The sequence below is a fragment of the Roseburia sp. 831b genome (assembly GCF_001940165.2).
In the GTDB taxonomy this organism is placed as follows: Bacteria; Bacillota; Clostridia; order Lachnospirales; family Lachnospiraceae; genus Roseburia.
This window is the reverse complement of record NZ_CP135162.1, coordinates 671944-691880: the sequence shown is the minus strand read 5'-3', so window position 1 is coordinate 691880 and position 19937 is coordinate 671944. Positions and strand designations below refer to the sequence as shown.

15 protein-coding genes are annotated in these 19937 nt (G+C 41.5%); all 15 read right to left on the bottom strand.

What is annotated here, in order from left to right; translation table 11 throughout:
- Positions 1-44: 44 nt before the first annotated feature.
- Positions 45-1154, bottom strand: a complete 1110-nt coding sequence (locus BIV16_RS03085; protein WP_075679399.1) for a glycoside hydrolase family 53 protein — start codon at positions 1152-1154, stop codon at positions 45-47.
- Between the two features lie 126 nt (positions 1155-1280).
- Positions 1281-1499 carry a hypothetical protein gene (locus tag BIV16_RS03080; protein WP_006858267.1) on the bottom strand — a complete coding sequence of 73 codons (219 nt, stop codon included), beginning with the start codon at positions 1497-1499 and terminating at the stop codon, positions 1281-1283.
- A complete protein-coding gene (locus BIV16_RS03075) occupies positions 1472-3322 on the bottom strand; it encodes a hypothetical protein (RefSeq protein WP_075679750.1) in 1851 nt (616 codons plus the stop codon). The genes BIV16_RS03080 and BIV16_RS03075 overlap by 28 nt, the downstream gene beginning before the upstream one ends.
- A gap of 113 nt (positions 3323-3435) precedes the next feature.
- A complete protein-coding gene (locus BIV16_RS03070; RefSeq protein WP_075679400.1) occupies positions 3436-4281 on the bottom strand; it encodes a sugar ABC transporter permease in 846 nt (281 codons plus the stop codon).
- A 1-nt stretch (position 4282) separates the two neighbouring features.
- A complete protein-coding gene (locus BIV16_RS03065; protein ID WP_075679401.1) occupies positions 4283-5701 on the bottom strand; it encodes a carbohydrate ABC transporter permease in 1419 nt (472 codons plus the stop codon).
- A gap of 156 nt (positions 5702-5857) precedes the next feature.
- Entirely contained in the window at positions 5858-7171 is a 1314-nt protein-coding gene (locus BIV16_RS03060; protein ID WP_075679402.1) for an extracellular solute-binding protein, read from the bottom strand.
- Positions 7172-7563: 392 nt separating this feature from the next.
- On the bottom strand, positions 7564-8928 hold the full coding sequence (locus BIV16_RS03055; RefSeq protein WP_075679403.1) for a PFL family protein: 1365 nt from the start codon (positions 8926-8928) through the stop codon (positions 7564-7566).
- A gap of 18 nt (positions 8929-8946) precedes the next feature.
- Positions 8947-9231 (bottom strand): ACT domain-containing protein, encoded by a 285-nt coding sequence (locus BIV16_RS03050; protein ID WP_075679404.1) that lies wholly within the window; start codon positions 9229-9231, stop codon positions 8947-8949.
- 27 nt (positions 9232-9258) lie between these two features.
- The gene (locus BIV16_RS03045) at positions 9259-10056 is read right to left on the bottom strand and encodes an MBL fold metallo-hydrolase (RefSeq protein WP_075679405.1); all 798 of its coding nucleotides are present in this window, start codon (positions 10054-10056) and stop codon (positions 9259-9261) included.
- A 5-nt stretch (positions 10057-10061) separates the two neighbouring features.
- Positions 10062-12383: a cell division FtsA domain-containing protein gene (locus tag BIV16_RS03040; protein ID WP_075679406.1), complete on the bottom strand. Its 2322-nt coding sequence runs from the start codon at positions 12381-12383 to the stop codon at positions 10062-10064.
- 48 nt (positions 12384-12431) lie between these two features.
- Positions 12432-13022, bottom strand: coding sequence for a dephospho-CoA kinase (gene coaE, locus BIV16_RS03035; protein ID WP_143524698.1), 591 nt, complete (start codon positions 13020-13022; stop codon positions 12432-12434).
- Between the two features lie 31 nt (positions 13023-13053).
- Complete coding sequence (polA, locus tag BIV16_RS03030) at positions 13054-15795, bottom strand: DNA polymerase I (RefSeq protein WP_075679408.1); 2742 nt, start codon at positions 15793-15795, stop codon at positions 13054-13056.
- A gap of 19 nt (positions 15796-15814) precedes the next feature.
- Positions 15815-17605, bottom strand: coding sequence for an aminopeptidase P family protein (locus BIV16_RS03025; protein ID WP_075679409.1), 1791 nt, complete (start codon positions 17603-17605; stop codon positions 15815-15817).
- A gap of 78 nt (positions 17606-17683) precedes the next feature.
- On the bottom strand, positions 17684-18145 hold the full coding sequence (locus BIV16_RS03020) for an acyl-CoA thioesterase (protein ID WP_075679751.1): 462 nt from the start codon (positions 18143-18145) through the stop codon (positions 17684-17686).
- Between the two features lie 317 nt (positions 18146-18462).
- Positions 18463-19818, bottom strand: a complete 1356-nt coding sequence (locus BIV16_RS03015; RefSeq protein WP_075679410.1) for an MATE family efflux transporter — start codon at positions 19816-19818, stop codon at positions 18463-18465.
- Between the last annotated feature and the right edge of the window lie 119 nt (positions 19819-19937).

Below are 19937 nucleotides of genomic sequence, written 5' to 3'. Positions count from 1 at the left end.
GAAAAATTAGTAAAGTTCAAAAGTCATACAACAATTTGTATCTCTTACTCTGCCTTAAAATCACGGATTAACTGTAAAGTAGGAAGTACATTTCCTTCATAGTCAAACAACGCCTGGTTTGCCCATTCGTTTCCACATGGACCAGGGTCCTGAATGTATTTTAAAGATGCAGGAGTTGCCCATCCGGAGCCTGGTACCGGAATCCATGCCGGCTCCCAGTAGAAGAATCCTCTTCCTTTGTTATCTGCAATATGACTGATTCTGTTTAAGAAATCCTGCATAAAATCATACTGCCCTTGTATGGTCATTGGATATTCAATCTTTTCCACCAGTTCCTGGCGTGTTGCATAACCTTTTCTTTCTTCATCGGAAAGTTTTTCATAATCTTTATAGTCTTGCATCGTATATCCCATGGAAACTTCTGCCACAATCAAATCTTTTCCATAACGCTTTGCGATATCGTTCATGTTATTTTCTAACATATCGAGTGTTCCATGCCAGAATGGATAATAAGACAAACCAATAATCTGGAAATCCTCTCCACGCTTCATGAAATTGTCAAACCATTCACGGTACAATTCATTCTTGCCACCGTTGTCTAAGTGGATCATAATCGGCACTTCACCGTCAACTTTACGGACACCACGAATTCCGGCATTGACAAATTTTGCGATGTTGTCATAGTTTGGCACTTTTCCCTCCGGCCAGAGCAGTCCATTGGAAAGCTCATTTCCAACCTGAACCATTGTGATATTTACGCCTTCTTTTTCAAAAACTTCCATCGTCTCTGCTGTAAAATCGTATACTGCTTTTTCTAATTCTTCCACACCGTAGCTTGCCCATGCTTTTGGTTTAAACTGCTTTCCTGGGTCTGCCCAGAAATCGCTGTAATGGAAGTTTAACAATACGCCAAATCCTGCGTCTGTCACTCTTTTTGCGATTTCTAAGGATGTCTTTAAATCATTTTCTCCTGCACCATAAGACTCTCCTGTTTCGGTCCATGGATCATTCCAAAGTCGGATACGGATGGTATCGACATCATATTTTTTCATGATATCTAAAATATCCATCTCTTTTCCATTGTCATAATATTTTGCGCCACAACGCTCTAATTCTACTAAGGTAGATAAATCCATTCCCTTTACAAATTTCATTTCTTGTTCCTTTCCTTCCTATCTTTCTTATCCATCCTACACCTTACCAGCCTAAAAAGGGCGCATAGGTTATTTCCCTATGCGCCCTTTAAATACCGGAGTCATGCGCATATGCGTGACTTGTACTTAATCAAAATCAAATTTTGTGATTCTGTCATGCATTGCTTTATAGCGGAAACGAATCATCTCGTTTTTTTCTAAAACGTCCTCTTCAGTTCCTCTGTACTGACAGCGGATACAGCTGTAAATACCTGTTTCTTTATTGTAGAACATATCAATGTCGAGATCTCTTAAAAAGCAAGACGGACATCTGTAATTTAATTTGCCTTTGCCAAGTTGAGCCATGTTGCAAATACCTCCTTATCTGAGATTGTTTTTCTGTATCCCAATGTGAACATTGGTGAGAAAGCATATCCCTCTTTTACATATCCTTCTGCCTTTGCATCTGATGCTGTCATAGATACTCTTGTCTCGATTTCAGGAATGACTGCGCTTACTTCAGAAGCACCTTTCACGCCCTCTTCACGGCATTTGTATTCGTAATTGATTGTCTTTTCTTCCGGTCCATCAATCTTTAATGTGATATGGGACATATCCTCAGAGTACTCTGTTGTACCGTAACATGCTACCATGTATTCGTTTAATGTTACTTCTGCAGTAGGATCGCTCATCTCTAAGATATGACGTTCAATCTTGATGTTCGAAGAACCTTCCTCGAAGTATTCTTTTGTCTGAAGTTTGACGGTTAAATCTCTAAACTCGATTGTAACAGGGTCGAGTGTTAAGATTCTTGTCTTTCCTTCCTGTGAGAAGTGTGCATGTGTAGGGCAGAGACAAAGGTCTACTTCCTCTCCTTTGTAAGAAAGTTTTGCACTTCTTACGGTTCCTTCTCCAGCGTAATGTGTGAAGTAACCTGCACGATATTTCTCCTGAATTAAGAATGGGTAAGATGCATCCTGAACATGTTTTGTTCCGATACCAACCGGCCACTCTAATTTTGCTGCGTATGGACGAAGGTCAACGATTGCTCCACCCTGATCCATGTTAACGCATGCTCTCATATATGGATCGCAATACCAGAATAACTGTTTATCAGAACCATATAAGATATCTCTCCAAAGAGCACATTCCGGCTCGTTGTAGTTGTTGTCGTTTACACCCTTCTTCTCACGGTAGTAATCTGCGAACTCGGACATTGTCATATCAACAAGCTGTCCTTCTTTTTTCAGCTTACCATAGTAAGCACATCCATCGCTGTAAGACTTATAGAGAAGCTCATATGGCTGCTCCCAGCGTCCCATTTTGTTCATCCAGCCTGGTCCAACAAACATCATGTTGTATGAATATCCGTTGTTGTATTTTTCAAGGGAACGATACTGGTCAATTAAGTTGTAAAGATATGGATACTCCCATGTCTTTGTATCGTAAATCATTCCACGAAGTACGTTCTGTGGATGTGTTCCGAAGTTCGAACCATTTCCATCGTAACAAGCAATTAAGTCACGGGAAAGATGAGGGATTGCTACGATTCCGCTATCCTCTTCTTTGTTCGCTGCCGGAGCATGTGTATTCTGTTTGGATGGAATCCAAGGTGCCCATGGGCCTCCATCGAATAATGTATACCAGGAGTTGTTACAGGTATGGTATGCTTTTGGTCCTTCCTCCCAGCAGGTTGCAACTGCACATTTTACAGTTGGATAAGTTGCTTTGATGTAGTTTGTTAAATCTGCGTCCATGTAGTAAGAACCTGTCGATTCTGGATAGAATCCAAATCTGTCATGGAATTTCTCGAATACGTCATTGACGATTGCCTTTTTATCTTCCATGGAGAACATCCAGATACAGAAGTCCTTTGTCTTATATTTTTCACGGAACTCTTCACATGGTAATCCAAGTAAAGATAATGCAATTTCATCACCATATACTTCGTGGTCATGTTTTGCGATTTCTACTGCTTCGTCGTTGAAAAGAGAAGCATATGTCATCTGAATGGTTACTTTTAATCCATTCTCATGTGCAAGTCTCTGCTGTGTCTTAAAGATATCCAAAGACTCTGTCAAGAGAGCTTTATCTCCGATATCCTCTTCTTTTCCCTGTCCTGTTACAGTTGCAGAATACTCTGGAACCATTTCTGGACGATGGATCAGATTCAATACAAATTTGTCCATTTTTTCCTCCATTCAGCCAAACTCTTTGGCATTTATTTTCTATATTATGCCCATCATGGTCTCGGACAGCATTGGGGGTGCTGCCCGCCTTCATGAATAACATTTCAACTTTATTAGCCTTTTACGGCTCCTCCTGTTACACCTTCTACGTAGAATTTCTGCATCACTACGAAAAGGACGGAAATTGGAATTGCAATCATAACACCGCCGGCACAGAAGATTGCGAAATAATCGCCAATCAACGTCTTCTGAAGCAGGTTGTAAAGTCCGATTGCAACTGTCCAGTCCGCAGAATCTTTTGATTTAATCATGATTCGTGCCATAACGAAATCCATCCATGGATTTAAGAATGAATTGATAATCGTGTATACAATCATTGGTTTTGACAACGGAATGATGATTTTTCCAAAAATAGTTGCCTCGGAAGCTCCCTCTAAGCGGGCTGCCTCTCTTAAGGAAACCGGAATGGTATCGAAGAATCCTTTTAATACCAAAAATCCTAATCCGGAACCTGCGGAGTATACGATAACCAGACCAGCGAGCGTATCGGTAAGTCCAATCATCTTTAATACGAAGTAAACAGCAATCATGGAAAGGACACCAGGGAACATTCCAAGGATGATAGAAAAGCTCATAAGCTGTTTTCTTCCTCTAAATCTCATACAACTGAATGCATAAGATACCATCAATACGAATGCGGACGAAACGATACAGGTGAAAAACGCTACAATGAATGTATTTTTAAACCAGGCAGGGAAATTCGCTGCCGTATCTGTCTCAAAGAACAGCTGGTGATAATTTGCCAGTGTCCAGTGTGATGGGAAAAAGTGCTGGTAACTTACTCCCTTTGCTGTTGATAATGAGGTTACAACCAGCCATACAATCGGTATCAGCCAGATAAATGCTAACAGAGCTAGCACAATATGCCTTATAATAATATTCCAGGTTTTTTTCTTCATTTTACTGGTACACCTCCTCTTTGTCGCCACTAATCATTCTTGTGTAACTAAGCAGTGTCAGAAGTGCGCAGATAACGAATGAAACAATACCGATGACAGATGCCATCTTGTAGTTTGAGTTGTCGTTCGTCAATGTAAACAACCATGTAATCAGAAGGTCTGTCTCTTTTGCATTGGAGTTTGCAAACGCCATATTGGATGTAGCGGTTGAGCTTGTAAGCAGGTAAATAACGTTAAAGTTATTGATATTTGCGATAACGCTCTGAACTAAGGATGGTCCGCAGATAAACAATACATATGGCATTGTGATTTTCCAGAAAATCTGCCATTTGTTTGCGCCGTCGATTCGTGCACTCTCTAACTGGTCTGTCGGGATGTTCATCAAAATACCGGTAGCGGAAAGCATCTGATACGGTACACCGACCCAGATATTAATGAGGACAATCATCACATGTGACCAGCCCGGTTTTGACAGGAATGGTATAAAGTTACCGGATACAAGTCCTATATGCTGGAGGAAACCTGTCAGTCCAATATTGGAACACCATGTATTTACAATACCGTGGTCGCTGAACATTTTGCTGACAAGCAACAATGTTACAAACTGTGGAATTGCAATGGTTACTACAAAAAGTGATCTCCACACTTTCTTGAAATAGGTATTTTCATGGTTGATTAATTTTGCCAAAAGAATACCACCAATAAACGTTGTAAACGTTGCCGATACCGCCCAAACCAATGTCCATGCAAGAATTCTGATAAATGCATAGGAAAATGTGATGGTGGCACCGCCTGTAAACATGTTCTTAAAGTTGCTAAGACCAACCCATGTAAACAAGTAGTTTGGCGGCATATGATTGATATCATAATTGGTAAATGCCACACATGACATAAAGACAATTGGGATGATATTCATCATAATGACACCGATACTTGGCAAGGTAAGCAATGTAACATAAAACTTACCGTTGAAAAGAGATTTTATGTCCTCACCAAATGTATTGATGTGTTCTCCCTCTTCCTTCATAAGCTGGAGACGGTAAACTGCCTTCATATTGCTTATATATAAAAGTATGAATGCTAAGATTGCTAAGATACCTACAATACCATAAAGAAGAATCAGTAATGAGTTATCGTAATCGTTAACAGTATTTTTCATTGTCAGAGGATCGAATACCGCTTCGTACTGTACGGTACCAAGTGTTCCTAAATCCTTAATATAATTGATAGAAAAAAGACCGGTAAATAGGAAGAATACAACTTCAAGAGCTGTGATTAAAATTCCCTTCAATATCTGTTTACGTCCCCAATATCCGGCACCCATGACAATCAGTGAGAGTTTACACCAGATATCGCCCTTTGCCACGGCTTTTCCAAAATCGGCAAAGTATTTTTTGACTGCATTAAAAAAAGTTTTCATAGATTCACTCCCTATACGCGTGAATGATTAATTTTGTCCTTTGACAAAATTTTTATCTGTCTGATCAAATCTTGTGTCTTTAAAAATTCCGCATGCCCTGCCCAGTGCAGAGCATGCGGGAAACTAAGTTTTTAAGTTCTTTTGTCTAGTTGATGATTATTCAGCGATTTCCTGTGTAATACCATCTACAGCATCATTAAGTACACCCTGAATATCAGAAGCTCCATCAATAAGGTTCTGACCAAGTGCTTTTGCTGGATCCCAGTAGTTCTGACCTACAACCTGCTGATCTGCGTATGCAGACTGAGCTGCAAGTGCTGCAAGTGCTGGGGAATCAATCTGAGCTGCTGCATTGATGTTTGCAGGACCTTCTTCTGTTGCATTACCAATTGCTAACTGGCTTTCTTCGTTTGTTAAGTACTCAGCAAGAAGCATAGACCAACCAATGTTTTCTGCATGAGAGTTAACACCAACGAATTTGTAACCAGCGTAAGATCCCATCTGTGTAGCTGTTCCGTCTACATCAAAAGTAGGAAGTTTGCATGCTGCATATCCATCACCATATGCTTCCTGGAATGATTTTGCATCCCATGTACCGGAAACATATGCACCAAGTGTTCCATCGCTTAACATTGTGATAGCATCTTCATCTGCTACGCTTACAAATGCGGAAGAAGAAGTAATGTTCTCAACGCTCTCTGCTACTTTCACACCTGTTTCGTTGTTCCAGTCACAGTTGTTTGTATTGTCATCGTTCATAGAAAGTTCGCATCCTGCTCCTGCGAAGAATCCGTATAAGTACCAGCCGTTTGCTACGTCCATACCTACCTGAGTTCCTGCTTCTTCAGCTTTTGCCGTAAGTGCTTCCCAGGAAGCTACATCATCTTCTGAGAAAATGCTTGAATCATAATATAAGAAATATCCGTTAGAAGCTGTTAATGGGTAAGCGTAAAGCTTTCCGTCTTTTGTAGCTGCATCTACAGTCGCCTTAGAGTTTGTCTCTGTTGGGTCATATGTATAAGTAGCTGCTACTTCCTGAAGTGCGCCAGCATTTACAAGGTCATTTACCTGATCATCTGCAAATACGAATACATCTGCTGCTGCGTCAATATCTTCCAAAATCTTATCTTTTGCATCTGCCTCAGATACAGCACCGATTGTGATGTTGAAATCTACATCAGAATACTGTTCCTGGAATTTATCTGTTAATTCTTTCATAACATTCTGATAAGACTCAAGTTCAGAACACCATAACTGAATGTTTACGGTTCCGTCTGTTGCAGCGATTAAGTTTGCAATTGCATCTTCTGAAGATGTTGCATTGCTGCTGTCTGCTGCCTGTGTGTCAGCTGTTGCTGCGTTGTTACTGTCTGTGTTGCTGCTGTCATCAGCTGCTTTGCTTCCGCAACCAGCAACTAATGTTGCCATCATGCTTACGCATAATAAAGCACTAATTACTTTCTTTTTCATTTTGAAAAATCCTCCCTATTCTTTTTGGAATCTATATGGTTCCGTGGAATCGACCGACGCTGGTGTGTGATACTCCCTGCGCACCTTTGCGCAATCGGTTGTTCTGTATTCTTAGTATATTACGGCAGTGTTTTTGTGTCAATGTGCATGATTTATAATAATCCCGACCGTTTTTTAGCAGATTTGCACAAGGTAATTTGTCCTATCTTCACTACTTTTTTCTCGTTTTCAACTTTTGCGCAACCGATAAACCTTTATTTTTTAAGCATTTTCGGATATATGGAGCATATTTTTGCGTGTTTTACGCAAAAAAGGAAGGTCGTTTTTTAACGACCTTCCTTTTTACTTGAAATATCATCTGATTTTACAATATTGTTGCGCAAATCCCCATCTTAGTTCTTAAAGCTATGAATTGGTGCAGGAATTCTTCCTCCACGATTCACAAAATCTGCACAGGAGTATTTGTTTACCGGCATAATTGGCGCATAACCAAACAATCCACCAAACTCTACGGTATCACCAACACCTTTTCCAATCACCGGAATCAAACGTGCTGCTGTTGTCTTCTGGTTCACCATACCGATTGCCATCTCATCTGCAATAATACCGGAAATTGTAGTTGCCGGTGTATCTCCTGGAATTGCAATCATATCAAGTCCAACGGAACATACACAAGTCATTGCCTCTAACTTCTCGATTGTCATGGCTCCTGCTGTCACAGCATCAATCATTCCCTGATCCTCGCTGACCGGAATAAACGCACCGCTTAAGCCACCAACATAAGAGGATGCCATAACGCCGCCTTTTTTCACCTGGTCATTCAAAAGCGCAAGCGCTGCTGTTGTACCCGGTGCTCCTGCATATTCTAATCCGATTTCACAAAGAATATCTGCAACACTGTCTCCAACTGCAGGTGTCGGTGCTAAAGATAAGTCTACGATTCCGAATGGAATTCCAAGCATCTTAGAAGCCTCTTTTGCAACAAGCTGGCCAACACGTGTTACCTTAAACGCTGTCTTTTTGATAGTCTCGCAGAGAACCTCAAAGCTCTCTCCACGTACTTTTTCCAGGGCAGTCTTTACTACACCAGGGCCGCTGACACCAACGTTAATGATAGCATCTGCTTCTGTCACGCCATGGAAAGCACCTGCCATAAATGGGTTATCGTCTGGTGCGTTACAGAATACAACCAGCTTCATACAGTCAACAGAATCACGGTCTTTTGTCACTTCTGCAAGTTCGAGTAAGATTTCGCCCATCAGCTTCACGCCGTCCATGTTAATTCCCGTCTTTGTAGAGCCTAAATTTACGGAACTGCAGACACACTCTGTTGTGGACAATGCCTGTGGAATCGAACGAATCAGCGTCTCATCTGCCTTTGTCATTCCTTTGGAAACTAATGCAGAATAACCACCAATCAGGTTAACGCCAACTGCTTTTGCAGCTTTATCCATCGTATGTGCAATCGTTACGAAATCTTCTGGTGTCTTGCATGCAGAACCGCCAACCAATGCAATCGGGGTAACGGAAATACGTTTGTTGACGATTGGAATCCCGAATTCGCCCTCAATTGTCTCCGCTGTCTTTGCAAGATCCTTTGCAACGGTTGTAATCTTATTGTAGATATTTTCATTTAATTTCTTTAAGTCTGAGTCAATACAATCCAGCAGGCTGATTCCGATTGTAATCGTTCTAACATCAAGGTTTTCCTGCTCCACCATTTTGTTGGTTTCATTTACTTCAAATATGTTAATCATTTCCACAAGTTCCTTTCATTAGATACGATGCATTTTTTCAAAAATCTCAGCGCGCTGGCATTTAATGGAAACACCGATTTCTGTTCCAAGTGCATCCAAATCTTTCTGGCAGTCCGAAAATGCTTTTGCGGCTTTGTTCATATCAACCACCATCATCATGTTGAAATAGCCGGATACAATTGTCTGTGAGATATCAAGCACGTTGATTTTCTCTTCTGCAAGATAAGTACATACCTTGGCGATAATTCCGACAGTGTCTTTGCCTACTACTGTGATAATTGTCTTGTCTACTGTGTTTTCCATTTTCAATCTCCTCTTTCTTTTACATATCTAAAAACGAATCATCGGCGAAACTTCATCTCTCTTGGCAACATACATCGGGAAATCAGATCCGTTGTACGGATTCTCACCCATCGTCACCTCAAGCTGTACTGTCTCATATGCTAATTCTTCGTAATTATTCTCTTTACTTAAATGCCCCAGAAAAACAGTGTTAAAGTGATCATGTAAAATCTCACCTAATAACTGTCCGCTCGCCTCATTCGACAGATGCCCTTTTTCGCCAAGAATTCTTCTTTTCAAAGGGTATGGATAAGATCCTACCTGTAACATCTGCACATCATGATTGGCTTCTAACAATAATACATCTAAACTCTTTAGTTTGTCTATAATATTTTGGTCATACTTTCCTAAATCGGTCATAACCGCCATACTTTTTCCCGGTTGTTTCACCTTGTATGCAACCGGATTTGCTGCATCATGGGAAATGGAAATTGGTTCAATCGTCAAATCTCCGATTGAAAAATCAACACCCGGCTCAATCGCATGGAAAAGGCTTTCGTCTATTTTTCCAACGGACTTCGTATGTAATACGGCATCAATCGTCTCTTTGGTCGCATACATCGGAATTCCGTAGCGGCGTGCTACCACTCCAAGTCCTGCGATATGATCGATATGTTCATGTGTAATTAAAATTCCCTGCATATCTGCCGTCTTAAGGTCTATCGAATTCAGTCCGTTCTCAATCCGCTTTCCGCTGATTCCGGCATCAATCAAAATGTGGCTTTCATCGGAACCTGCATAAATACAGTTTCCGCTGCTTCCACTTGCAATACTGCATAATTCCATCTTTTCTAATTCTCTTTCCAGTAGATTTCAATTCGGTCACCCTCATTTAACGGCTCCGCAAACTGTGCATTCTGTCCATTAATCTTTGTTACAATTGCACGTCCCCTAGAAGCTGTCAAATCAAACGGGTAAAAATTGAAAATATCTACAAATATGTATTCTTTCTTACCTGACATCTCAAACGGTTCGTTGTTAATCCAGACAGAAAGTTTCGCTCCCTGTGGCGTTTTATCTTCAACTACATTTGTCGTTTCTTCTGCCTTAAAAGTGTCTTCCGGTGCATCTTCACATTCCTGCTGTACCTGCGTGGTTTCCTCTGCAAAATCATTCGGATTTGCCACACCGTTTTCTGTATTCCGGTTCTCTTCCTGAGCGAAGTCCTGTTCCTTTGACTCGCTCTGTTCCTGGCTTAAGTTCTCTTCTTCGTTCCACCCGCGCTCTGTACTCTGTTCCTGTTCCAGATTCTGTTCGTAAGAACGGATAGACTCACTAAACGGAATTGCCACATCCTCTTTGTCATCTTCGACATACTCAATTTTCTTTCCGGTTGCCGATGCAGATGCAAAGGATAATACACTCCATTCGATGGTGAAGTTTTCATAGACCAGGGTATTTTTATCTGCCAAACGGTTGTTGACAAAAATCTCTTTGTCCGGATCAAGTTCCACATCCATAAATTCTGCCACCTGTCCGACGGTATAAAAGCTTCTTGTCTCAATCACATCATTTTCCTGAATCTGATAATTTGGTGGTTCTAAGCTTCCATTTACCTCTACAAATTTCGGGCAGCGGATTTTCTTGTCATTGACCTGGAAGATGATGGTGCTCTGTGTGTACTCACCAAGATCTTCAATCGTACAGTGTGCGTCCTCACCACAGGTGGAAGGCTCAATCACAATCTCACTGTTTGGTTCAAGCGGTGTGTTGATGCTTACAATCTTGTCATTCATCGTGACAATTGCAGACTCTCCGGCCTCACCCCTTGCGATTCGGGCAACTCCATTTACCGTAAAGTTGATTTCTTTTCCTCTTTTTGGGAAAAGCTCATCATTCGGGAATCCTGCCTGAAGTGCAGCATCTACAATCGTAAGCTTGTTGTTATCGTAAAGGCGGATTCGTTCTCCGTTGAAACGAACCATAATAAAGTTGTTGCGCTGATCGTAATAATTCAAGCAGATACCAATCGGTGTTACAAGAAGCGGGTCTTTCTTGATATCCTCCTGTTCAAACACAACCTCCTGCAAGACTTCCTCCCCTCGAAGCGCAACACGTTCCGATGGAAGTCCCAGTTTTTCTGCAAGCATCTCCGTAAAACCGTGGATTTTACCGCCGCCTCCAACTACAAATGTAGCGCTGACAGCCTGATCTCCATTCAGCTCTTTGATTTTGTCTGCAACATCTGTTGTAATCTTATCTACAACAGGCTCTGTCAATTTCCAGACATCCTCAGATGGAATGGTATGCGTGATACTCATGATATCCTCATAGGTAACCTGTGAGTCCGTTCCACTTGCAAGCTTGATATGCTCTGCTGTCTTAAAATCAACCAGGTAATTTTGTACAATCAGTTCTGTGATTTCATCTCCGGCGAAAGGAATCATTCCGTATGCCACAATACTTCCGTCTTTGGTGATGGAAATATCGGATGTTCCGGCTCCTACATCCACAAGACCAATATTCAAAAGACGATAGTTCTCCGGGATTGCGACATTGATTGCCGCAATAGGCTCCAAGGTTAAGTTTGCAACACTTAGACCCGCCATTCCAACTGCTGCATAAAGACCGTCGACAACGTCCTCCGGGAGGAATGTTACAATCACATCCTCCGAAATCGTAGTCGCCTTATGTCCCTCCAGATTGGAAAAAACTTCGTCATTTAAGTAATATTTTACAACAGAGTATCCAACACAGTAGAACTTATACTTCGTGTCATTTTTTTCTTTTAAAATCTCCTGCGCATGCTCGATTCCAAGGAGGTCAAGCGTATGAATATCTTCTCCTGTTACAACCGACTCTTCCTCGTATTCAAACGCAACCGATGTCGTAACGGTCTTTAACACACGTCCGGCTGCAGCGATACATACTTCTGAAAGCGTCACCCCTGTCTGCTCTTCCAGTTGTTTTTTTACAGCCTCTATTGTCTTTCCAACGCGGCCAATATCGTGAATCTGTCCGTCGAGCATGGATCTTGTCTCATGCTGTTTGACATATTGGGCAACCACAATAAACTGATCACCATCCTTATATCCGACAGTTCCAACTACATTTCTAGTTCCAATATCAAGCCCGAAAACCAATTGCTGTTCTAATTCTTTTGCATCATTCATTTGCGGTATCTCCTCTTGGCTCCCCATCTGTATTTTTTGCTTTTTAAGCTATTCTAACGCAGCATCTATCTGCTGAAAGGTCTTCTCATAAGCGCCATTGTTATCAATCACAACACGGCAATGTTTCCGGTATTCCGACTCTTTTAACTGGCTGTCAAAAATCTGCTGCACTTTTTCCGCGGAATATCCCCTTGACTCCATCAGACGCACTTTGCGCACTTCCTCTTTCGTATAAATATACCAGAGTTCATCGCAAATTTCATCATAATGTTCTTCAATTAGCAAAGCAGCCTCTAACACCAGAAAATCCAGTTTCCCTTTTTCCCGTTCAAAAGCTTCCTGCTCTATCACATACTCTTTTACTGCCGGATGCACAATCGCATTGAGCTGCTCTCTCTTTGCATCATCCCCAAAAATAACAGCAGCCATTTTATTCCGGTCAAAATTACCGTCTGGCAGGTAAATATCTTCTTTTCCAAAGCATTGCTTTAACCTATCATAGCACGAAGTACCCGGTTTCATCAAGTCATGTGCAATTTCATCTGCTAACATGACCCTTGTCCGCTCCTTTTTCGCTAAATACGAAAGAATTGCAGACTTTCCGGCACCAACGCCACCTGTAATTCCAATAAATCTCATCTTATCTTTTCCTCTTGCAATCTTTTTGCGATTATTTTGCCTCATACCAGTTCGTGCCGGCATGGGTATCAATCTCTAAGGAAACCTTAAGGTCTGCCGCACCGTGCATCTCTTCTTCTAAAATCTTTTCTACGATATCGCGTTCCTCTTTTGCAGTCTCCACCAATAATTCATCGTGTACCTGTAAAATCAGTCTGGATTTTAGCCCCTCTTTAATCAGGCGGTCATGGACACGAATCATTGCAATTTTGATAATGTCTGCCGCAGTTCCCTGGATTGGCGAATTCATTGCGACGCGCTCTCCAAAGGAACGCTGCATGAAATTACTGGAGCTAAGTTCCGGTACCGGTCTTCTTCTTCCAAACATGGTCGTCACATAGCCATTTTCTTTTGCATGCTCTACCAGGCCGTCCAAAAAGCTCTTAATCTTTGGATAAGTTGCAAAATAACTCTCGATGTATTGCTGCGCCTCTTTTTTACTGATACTTAAATCCTGGCTTAAGCCAAAGGAACTGATTCCATAGACAATCCCGAAGTTTACGGCTTTTGCATTTCTTCTTTGCAAATCAGTCACTTCCTCAAACGGAATATGGAAAACCTGGGATGCCGTAATACGGTGAATATCCTGCGCCTCTTTGTACGCTTCAATCAGTTTTTCATCCCCGGACATATGTGCTAACACACGAAGTTCTATCTGGGAATAATCGGAATCTAAAAATTCGTAGCCTTCTTTTGGAAGGAAGGTCTTTCGAATCAGGCGTCCAAGTTCAATTCTCATCGGGATATTCTGTAAGTTTGGTTCGGTACTGCTTAACCTGCCGGTCACCGTGATTGTCTGATTGAATGTGGTATGAATTCTTCCATCCTCTTTGATACAGCTTGCAAGACCATCGGCATAAGTTGATTTTAATTTGGTAAGCTGACGGTACTCTAAAATATCGGCAACAATCGGATAATCCGGTGCTAGCTTTTCCAGCACGTCCGCTGCCGTTGAATAGCCGGTCTTCGTTTTCTTTCCGTTAGGCATCTCTAACTTTTCAAATAAGATTACGCCGAGCTGTTTTGGTGAATTGATATTAAATTCTTCGCCAGCTTCCTCGTAAATCTTCTTTTCCAGTTCGTCGATTCTGACGGAAAGCTTTTCGCCATACTCTTTTAAAGCTGTTGCGTCACAGATAATGCCTTCTTTTTCCATATCCGCCAATGTGAACACCAGTGGAAACTCAATTGTCAGATAGAGTTTCTTCATTCCCATCTCGTCTAGTGTCTGTAATAACTTTTCTTTTGTAACAAGCGCTACATAGGCTGGATAGCACACACTTTTTAAGAAATCCTGCGGTTTTTCTTCTTTTGCCTGTTCATAGGAAAGTTTTCCAAGCAAATCTGCCTTAGACGGAATGAAAAGGTCTGCAAAATCTTTTGCAATGTCTTCGTATTCATACTCATTTTTTGCCGGATTAATCAAATAAGCTGCAATCACAGCATCGAACAGGGAATCTTTTTTCAGTCCTCCATTCTCCTTACAGTCCGATAAACCAAGCAATGCTACCTGTGGCTTTAAGTCAAGCGTTGCATAGGATGCCGCCCCACAGTCCGCCAAAAGGGAGACTAACTTATCACTTGTCAAGTGCTCACCCGCTCTTAAATAAAAAATCTCTTCTTTTGAGATTGCAACTGCCATTCCAAGGAACGCGTTTGTCACCGGCGTCTCAAAAAGGCTCATCTGACCGCCTGACTCCATCTTTTTGTCTCCACCCTTTGCGGATGGAACCAGATAAAAGCCAATCTCTTTTCCTTTTGCCTTAGCAAAAATCTTTTCTGCCTCTTTTGGCTCCGTCACTTCTTTAAAATACTGTTCCGGCTGTTCCTTTTCCGTCTCATCCGATGCAAACTGTTCTACCTGGAAACGTTTTAACAGAGTCTTTAACTCTAACCGTTTGCACATCAAATACGCTTCTTTGGTATAAAGATCTGAAATATGCTCTAATTTTGCATCCTGTAACCGATAGTCGATTGGAGCATCTATCTTGATGGTGGCAAGTGTTTTACTCATCTTTGCCATGTCATAATGTTCTCTTAAGTTATTGCTTGCGCGAGGTGGTTTCACTTCATCGACATGCTCATAAGCATTTTCAATACTTCCGTACTGTACAATCAGGCTGGTTGCCGTCTTTTCTCCGATTCCTGGCACACCCGGAATATTATCTGCGGTATCCCCCATCAGTGCTTTCACATCGATAAACTGAAGTGGTGTTACCTGATATTTTTCAACTACATCCGTAGCTAAATAGTCCTCAATCTCGGTTCCGGTACGTTTTGTCTTTGGAATGCGGATTTTGATATGATCAGAGGCAAGCTGCAACAAATCACGGTCTCCTGAGACAACCGCAACTTCAACACCCTCTTTTTCACTTTGTTTTGCGATGGTTCCAAGGATATCATCTGCCTCATATCCTTCTTTTGTCACAACGGTAACGCCCATCGCCTCTAACATTTCTTTCATCAAAGGAACCTGCTGGCGAAGTTCCTGTGCCATCGGTTTTCTGGTTCCTTTGTATGCATCAAACATCTTATGGCGAAAAGTCGGCGCCGACAGATCAAACGCAACCGTCAGATAATCCGGCTGCTCTTCCTCTAAAATCTTGAACATAATGTTTAAGAAACCATATACGGCATTGGTATGCAGCCCTTCTGCGTTTGTCAAATCGGGGATTCCAAAATATGCCCGGTTTAAAATACTATGTCCATCTATCAATACTAACTTTTCGCTCATAAATTCACCATGTCTTTCTTTAAATTGCTCTCGTATATTTCTTTAACCATTCCGTCTCTTCCGCTGTCAGATACGGTGAGATGGTTTCGTAGACTTTCTTGTGATAGTCATTCAATAATTTACGCTCTGTGCCTGTCATCTCGTCCGGATCAATTGCATCCAGATCGATTGGCGCATACGTGATGTTTTCAAATTCCATAAACTGACCATACTCATTCTTCTCGGCCTTATGGCAGACAAGTTCATTCTCGGTACGGATTCCGTACTTTCCTTCTAAGTATACGCCAGGTTCATCCGTTGTAATCATGCCCTCTTCCAAAGTGCCATTGTCATGACGCTCCGGCACAACTCTCCAGCGGAACCCGTTTGGTCCCTCGTGTACATTCAAAAGATATCCAACACCGTGACCGGTTCCACACTTATAGTCAATTCCCATCTGCCACAATGGTCCTCTTGATAAGATGTCCAGATTTAAGCCACTGCATCCATATAAAAACTTTGCATTTGCAAGATTTAAGTTCGAACGGCATACGGTTGTAAAATGTAATCTCATCTCATCCGTAATCGGTCCTAATGCAATTGTTCTTGTGATATCTGTCGTTCCTTCATAATAATGTCCGCCGGAATCTACCAGTAAAAATCCTTCCGGTTTTAACTCTGCATCGGATTCCGGTGTTGCAGAATAGTGCATCATGGCTGCATTTGGTCCATAAGCAGAAATGGTATTAAAGCTTAACTCAATTAGTCCCTCCTGCTCTCTTCTGCATTTTTCCAGATAATCAGAGGCTGAAATCTCGGTAATCTTTTCTTTTCCAATGTTCTGTTTCAACCAATACATAAACTTGGTAAATGCGACACCGTCTTTGACATGGGCAGCTCTTGTGTTATCCACCTCAACCGGATTTTTTATCGCTTTCATCAACTCAGTTGGATTTGCTCCATCTACAATTGTAATTGAATCTTTTAAATTATTGCAGATTCGATAGTTTACGCATGCACGGTCAAGCAATACTTTTGCATCTGCCGGAAGTTCTGCTGCTGCCGCATAAACCTCTTCATAAGGTCTTGTCTTGATGTGATTCTCATTCAGATAAGCACGAATCTCATCCGTTAAAATCTCTTCCTGTAAAAACCAGGTACAGTCTGTCTTGGTTAAAAGTAAGAAAGAAAGTACAACCGGTACACACTCGATATCATTTCCTCTGACATTTAACAGCCATGCGATATCGTAAAGTGAGGTTAAAATATGTGTATCTGCGCCCTCTTTTTCCATTGCAGCACGCAGCTCTTCTAATTTTGTCTTTGTGCTCTTTCCGGAATATTTTTCTTCTAAGATAAACATCGGAGTCTTTGCAAGTGCCGGGCGGTCTTTCCAGATAAGGTCAATCAAATCTTCCTCGACATAAAGTGCTCCGTTTTTCTTCTTTGCAATCTCCTTTAGCTGGAGTCCCCAGCGGGTGTTAACGACACGTCCGTCAAAGCCAATGGTGCCGCCTTCTTTTAACTTCTGTTCGATAAATTCATTTACAGTCGGGACGCCCTCTTCCCCCATGCGATATAAGGTTACGGTACTTCCCTGTAACTGTTTTTCCGCCTGGACAAAATAACGGCCGTCTGTCCAAAGACCTGCTTCCTCCATTGTAATCACTGCGGTTCCCGCAGAACCTGTAAATCCTGTAATAAATTTTCTTGCTTTAAAATGTTCTCCGACATATTCGGATTCATGAAAATCTGCTGTTGGCACAACATAAATGGAAATGTTGCGTTTTGCCATCTCTTTGCGAAGCGCAGCTAATCTTTCTGTTATCATTTCTTTCTTCCTCGTTTCTTTTCATTATTCTTTTACATGCAACAAGAACTGCCATACCGCATCTGGTATGGCAGATTTTTAACTCTGCGTATATTCGAAAAATTTGGTATCAAGTTCCGGATAGGAACGCTTTAAGGAAATTGGCTTTCCTGCATGATTTAAAAAGCAATGGGAGCTTCTTCCTGTCGTGCGAAGTTCTCCGGTCTTTTTGTCTGTCATACGGTATTCCACTTCCATCTTGATTCCGTTATATTTTACTAACTTTGTCTCGATTACTACAACATCATCAAAGTGAACCATACTGTGATAGTCACAGGAAATGGATAATACCGGACTGATAATTTCCATTGCTTCCATCTGCTTGTAACTAAGTCCCATCTGCTCCATCAGATCCATCCTTGCTTCTTCCATCCACTTGATGTAATTCGAATGATGAATGATTCCCATCTGATCGGTCTCATAGTATTTTGCATGGTGCTCATAAGGTTTGATTTTAACGTCTGGTGCACCTTCATAGACTTCAATTTCTTTTCCTGCCATGATTCTGCCTCCCTTATCTAAGGAATTGTAGTCTTCGTTGTCTACCTGTCCATTATCCCACAGCGGCAAGGAAATTTCAATCATTGTTCAAAATATTCGCGATAATCTTCCTCATCCGCGAACAACATATATCTTCCCTCTACAAATCCCATGTAACCTGCTTCTACTACATATCCTTTCATTGTGTTCACACTCCTTTTTCTTTTAACTTTTGTTCCGTCTTTTGATACTAGGAGTATAAAAAAACAAGAGTCCAATAAATCGGACTCTTGCCTGCATTTCCAATCCTTTTTTTGCTAATATGCATTTTAAAGGCTTTATTGTAACTGTTCCTGCATGGAAAGCTTTTTCTTCATGTGGATTTCCCAGATAAAATAAGTGATAATCAAAAGGATTCCTGTCGATACCCATGCCGCTGGGTCTGCAAAGCACACGCCGGTATATCCGAATGGTTTTGCTAAAATTGCAATTGCAATCGCTCTTGCTGCAAGTTCCATAACACCGCTTAACATTGGAACCAATCCACGGTTTAATCCCTGCAGCCCATTCCGGTATGCAAAAATCCATGCTAACGGAAGCATAAACATACTTGCAATTCTTAGATAACGCATTGCATTCTCAATATCCGTTGCGGACGGAGAGGTGATAAACCATCCTATCATATAAGGACCTGCCAGACAGTTGATAGCTGCTGCCACGACGGCACAACCGATGCAAATCCAAAAGCAGGACTTCATACCTTTAAAGATACGGTCATATTTTCCAGCTCCAAGATTCTGTCCGCAATAAGTTGCAGCTGCGGTTCCAAGTGTCGGCATCGTCTGTGTTGCAATATTGTGTACTTTGGACGCAGCCGTAAAAGCTGCCACAACCTGCGAGCCAAACATATTGACAGATGCCTGGAAAATCATGGTTCCAATCGCTGTAATCGAATAATTTAACGCCATCTGGATTCCAATGTATAACATATGCCCAATTCCATTCAAATCCATATAGTAATCCTCTCTGCTTGTCCGCAAAATATCATATTTACGAAACATAACAATAAAACTAAGAAGTGCAGAAACTCCCTGTGAGATAACGGTTGCATACGCAGCTCCCGCAGTTCCTAGCTTTGCCACCACAATCAGGAATACATCCAGCACAATATTAAGCGCGGATGAAAAAATCAAAAAGTAAAGTGGTGTCTTACTGTCGCCGATGCTTCGAAGCAGGCCAGATGCCACATTGTAGGACATCGTACAAAAGATGCCTGCAAAAATAACTTTAATATATGCATCCGCCATATCCAGAATATTTTCCGGCGTATTCATCCAGATTAAAAACTGTCTTGATGCCAAAACGGTCGGTATCGTAAGTATCACTGAAACTATCACCGTAAGAATAATAGCAAGTGCCACATAATGTTTCAGTAACTTCTCATTCTTTGCTCCAAATGCATGGCTTACCATAACACCAAACCCTTGTGCGATACCGTTTGCAAATCCCAGCACCAAAAACATTAAGCAGCCCGTAGAACCTACTGCTGCCAGCGCATCTGAACCTAAATACTGTCCCACAATAATCGTATCCACCATATTATAAAACTGCTGAAACAGGTTCCCCATCAAAACAGGGATGGAAAACAGCAGAATAATTTTCATCGGATTCCCCTTTGTCATATCTGTCTTCATGATATTTCTCCTTCTCCAAGCATAAAAAAAGTGTGAACGAAGTCTTTTATTTTACTTCGTTCACACATTATATACACATGTTCGTAAGGATTCAAGTACCAAAATCTCTTTTTTTCAAC